This window comes from Microbacterium sp. HMWF026 (assembly GCF_003061325.1).
GTDB classification, from domain to species: Bacteria; Actinomycetota; Actinomycetes; order Actinomycetales; family Microbacteriaceae; genus Microbacterium; species Microbacterium testaceum_E.
In genome coordinates, this window is record NZ_QAJB01000441.1 from 1 (window position 1) to 3,248 (window position 3,248).

Genomic DNA, 3,248 nt, shown 5'->3' on the forward strand with positions numbered 1-3,248 from the left:
CCCCGAGGGGATCGGCGCCGTCGGAGGGTCCGTGGCTCAGGCGACGGGGGCCGTCGGGGCTCCGGAGCTGCCACCGCTGCGGCGGCGACGGCGGCGGCGCGGGGCGGCGTTGCCGTCGTGGTGCTCCTTGCCGGCGCCGTCGTGCGTGCCGGCACCGGCGTCACCGCGCTCGGTCGAGCCGCCCTCGGCCGGAGCGCCCGACGACGAGCCTCCCCGGCGGCGACGACGCGGCGCGCGGGTGCCGTCGGCATCCTGGCCCTCACTCTTCTTCTCGACCTGCTTGGGCGCGACGGCCTTGGGGGCGGTGACCAGGCGGCCCTTGGTGCCCTCGGGGATGTCGAGGTCGGTGAAGAGGTGCGGGCTCGACGAGTAGGTCTCGGTCGGCTCGGGCTGACCGAACTCGAGGGCGCGGTTGATGAGCGCCCACTTGTGCACGTCGTCCCAGTCGACGAAGGTGACGGCGATACCGGTGCGGCCGGCACGGCCGGTGCGGCCGGCGCGGTGCAGGTAGGTCTTCTCGTCGTCGGGGATCGTGTGGTTGATCACGTGGGTGACGTCGTTGACGTCGATACCGCGCGCGGCGACGTCGGTCGCGATGAGCACGTCCTTCTTGCCGGCCTTGAAGGCGGCCATCGAGCGCTCGCGGGCCTCTTGGCTCATGTCGCCGTGGACGGCGGCGGCGTTGAAGCCGCGGTCGCCCAGCTCGTCGACCAGCTTCTGCGCGGCGCGCTTGGTGCGGGTGAAGATGACGGCCTTCTCGCGCCCCTCGGCCTGAAGGATGCGGGCGATGACCTCGTCCTTGTCGAGCGAGTGCGCGCGGTAGACGAGGTGCTTGATGTTCGCCTGCGTGAGGCCCTCGTCGGGGTCGTTGGCGCGCATGTGGATGGGGTTCGACATGAAGCGGCGCGCCAGGGCGACGATCGGGCCGGGCATGGTCGCCGAGAACAGCTGCGTGTGGCGCACCGCGGGGACCTTCGAGAAGATCTTCTCGATGTCGGCGAGGAAGCCGAGGTCGAGCATCTTGTCGGCCTCGTCGAGCACGACCTCGGTCGCGTGCGACAGGTCGAGCAGACGCTGGTTGGCGAGGTCGATGAGGCGACCGGGCGTTCCGACGACGATCTGCGCGCCCGCCTTGAGCTGGTCGATCTGCCCCTCGTACGCCTTGCCGCCGTAGATCGCGACGACGCTCGTGGAGCGGTTCGAGGTCAGCATGTCCATGTCTTCGTAGACCTGGACGGCGAGCTCGCGCGTGGGCACGACGATGAGCGCTTTGACACCGGGCTCGGGGTCGAGACCCAGTCGCTGGACGACGGGGATGCCGAAGCCGAAGGTCTTTCCGGTTCCAGTCTTGGCCTGACCGATGATGTCCTGTCCGGGAAGGCCCAGGGGGATGGTCTGCTCCTGAATGGGGAAGGCGTCGATGATGCCCTTGGATGCCAGGGCATCGACGATGTCCTGGTCGATGCCGAGCTCGGCGAATGTCGTCATTGTGCGTGCCTGTTCCGGCGGCGAGAGACCGCCTGGGGGAGTCGTATCCACGCCTCACTCGTCCTCAGGCGCGGGGCCCCGATCCATCGCCGGGGCGTGTCCACTCTACCCGGCGTGTTTCTGCGGGCCCCCGACGCCTAGGCTGGGGGCGTGTTCGAGTGGTTCCGTCGTCGTCAGCGCCCGGTGGGCCGCACGCTCCAGTTGCGCTCGCGCGGAGACCTGGGCGAGGCCATGCGCGTCGACTTCGCCGAGCTCGCGCCCGACGTCGAGACCTTCCTCGGTCAGGCCGCATACCTGCAGCTCGGCTTCTTCGAGACGCTCAGCGAGCTGATCGCCCTGACCCCCGAGCTCGCCGAGAAGGAGTCGCTGTCGCGCGCGGCCGGCGCGGCGCTCATCAAGCATCAGGAGCTCGTCGCGCTCATCCGCGAGCGCGGCGCCGATCCGACGCAGCTCATGCTGCCGTTCCGCGAGTCGCTCGACGCGTTCCGTCGCAACACTCACGGGGTGCGCCCGCAAGAGACGATGCTCACCGTGCACATCACAGCGGGCATGCTCGACGACTTCTACCTCGCACTGTCGTCCAGCTACGGCGACACCGGCAAACGCGTGGCCCGGATCCTGCAGGCCGACGACGATCGTCAGGCGATCGTCGAGATCCTGGGCGCGACGATCGACAGCGACGAGGAGTGGCGCTGGCTGCTGGCGCTGTGGGGCCGCCGCCTCGTGGGCGACACGCTGCTGGTCGCGCGCGCCGCGCTGCGGCGCGGACACCTCGACCGCGACGAAGAAGCCAAGGTCGAGCCCGTGTTCAGCGAGCTGATGGGTGCGCACGCACGGCGGATGGATGCCATGGGCCTCGCGGCCTGAGACCGGGTGGCCTGCGCCGAGCGCGTCGGTCGCCCGCGGCGTGGAGCCGAGTCGCGAATCGGCGCGGCGAGACGGGCTCGTCAGTCGCCCGTGCCGAGCGCGTCAATCGCCCCCGCCGCGAGCCGGTGCCGTCAGGCGCCGATGCGCGCGCGGTCGGCCTCGTCGCGCGCGAGGCGCGAGCGGGAGAGCACCGGGATCAGCGCGAGGACCGTCGCAGCGGGAGCCAGCACGGCCACCAACCAGAGGATCGGCGAGTCGACGCCCAGCCCGGCCCACGTGAGGGCGGTCCACACCACGGCCGCGGCCGCCGCCCCCGCGAGAGGGGCGAGCGCCGCCCCGCGCAGCTGCCGGTGGGGCAGCGCGAAGTGAGCGGCGAGGCCGACGACCGCGCCGATGATCAGACCGAGCAGGATCTGCACGGGTCTGTCGTCAGGCGACGAAACCGACGCGACGCGACTCTTCGGTGCCGAGTTCGACGAACGCGAGGTTGGCGGTCGGGACGAGGTACGAGTTGCCCTTGACGTCGGTGAACGTGACGTGGCTGGCCGAGCTGTCGAGGGCCGAGGCGACGGCCGACTTGACGGCGTCCGAGCTCTCGCTGGTCTCGAAGTTGAGCTCGCGGCCGGTGTTGGTGATGCCGATGCGGATCTCCACGATGCGTCCTTTCCCCGCGGGCCGCGGTCGGCCCGGCGCGTGATTCGACTCTAGGGCAGGCCTCCGACACCACGACCCGTCGACGGCGCGGCTTCGCGGAAGGCGAACGCCGCGTGCCCGCGGGCGATGTCGGAGGTCGCGATTAGCGTGGACGCATGCAGATTCCGGATGCCGTCGCCCCCGACGTCGCGACCGCGGTCGGTGTCGATCTCGACGACGACCAGCGGACCGTGGCGTCG

General features: G+C 70.9%; 5 protein-coding genes. 1 reads left to right on the forward strand and 4 read right to left on the reverse strand.

Annotation, left to right across the window (positions count from 1 at the left end; all coding sequences use genetic code 11):
- Positions 1 to 36 precede the first annotated feature (36 nt).
- Entirely contained in the window at positions 37 to 1,488 is a 1,452-nt protein-coding gene (locus DBR36_RS16025) for a DEAD/DEAH box helicase (RefSeq protein ID WP_108320701.1), read from the reverse strand.
- Positions 1,489 to 1,638: 150 nt separating this feature from the next.
- On the opposite strand from DBR36_RS16025, the gene DBR36_RS16030 reads away from it, so the two are divergent.
- The gene (locus DBR36_RS16030) at positions 1,639 to 2,355 is read left to right on the forward strand and encodes a ferritin-like fold-containing protein (protein WP_108320702.1); all 717 of its coding nucleotides are present in this window, start codon (positions 1,639 to 1,641) and stop codon (positions 2,353 to 2,355) included.
- Between the two features lie 131 nt (positions 2,356 to 2,486).
- Here DBR36_RS16030 and DBR36_RS16035 read toward each other — a convergent pair whose 3' ends face one another.
- The 3 genes from DBR36_RS16035 to DBR36_RS18160 all read right to left on the reverse strand — a co-directional run.
- On the reverse strand, positions 2,487 to 2,774 hold the full coding sequence (locus tag DBR36_RS16035; RefSeq protein ID WP_108320703.1) for a hypothetical protein: 288 nt from the start codon (positions 2,772 to 2,774) through the stop codon (positions 2,487 to 2,489).
- Positions 2,775 to 2,784: 10 nt separating this feature from the next.
- On the reverse strand, positions 2,785 to 3,009 hold the full coding sequence (locus DBR36_RS16040; RefSeq protein ID WP_108320704.1) for a DUF3107 domain-containing protein: 225 nt from the start codon (positions 3,007 to 3,009) through the stop codon (positions 2,785 to 2,787).
- 50 nt (positions 3,010 to 3,059) lie between these two features.
- Positions 3,060 to 3,248 (reverse strand): hypothetical protein (locus tag DBR36_RS18160; RefSeq protein ID WP_219927674.1); only part of this gene is annotated, 189 nt, incomplete at its 5' end.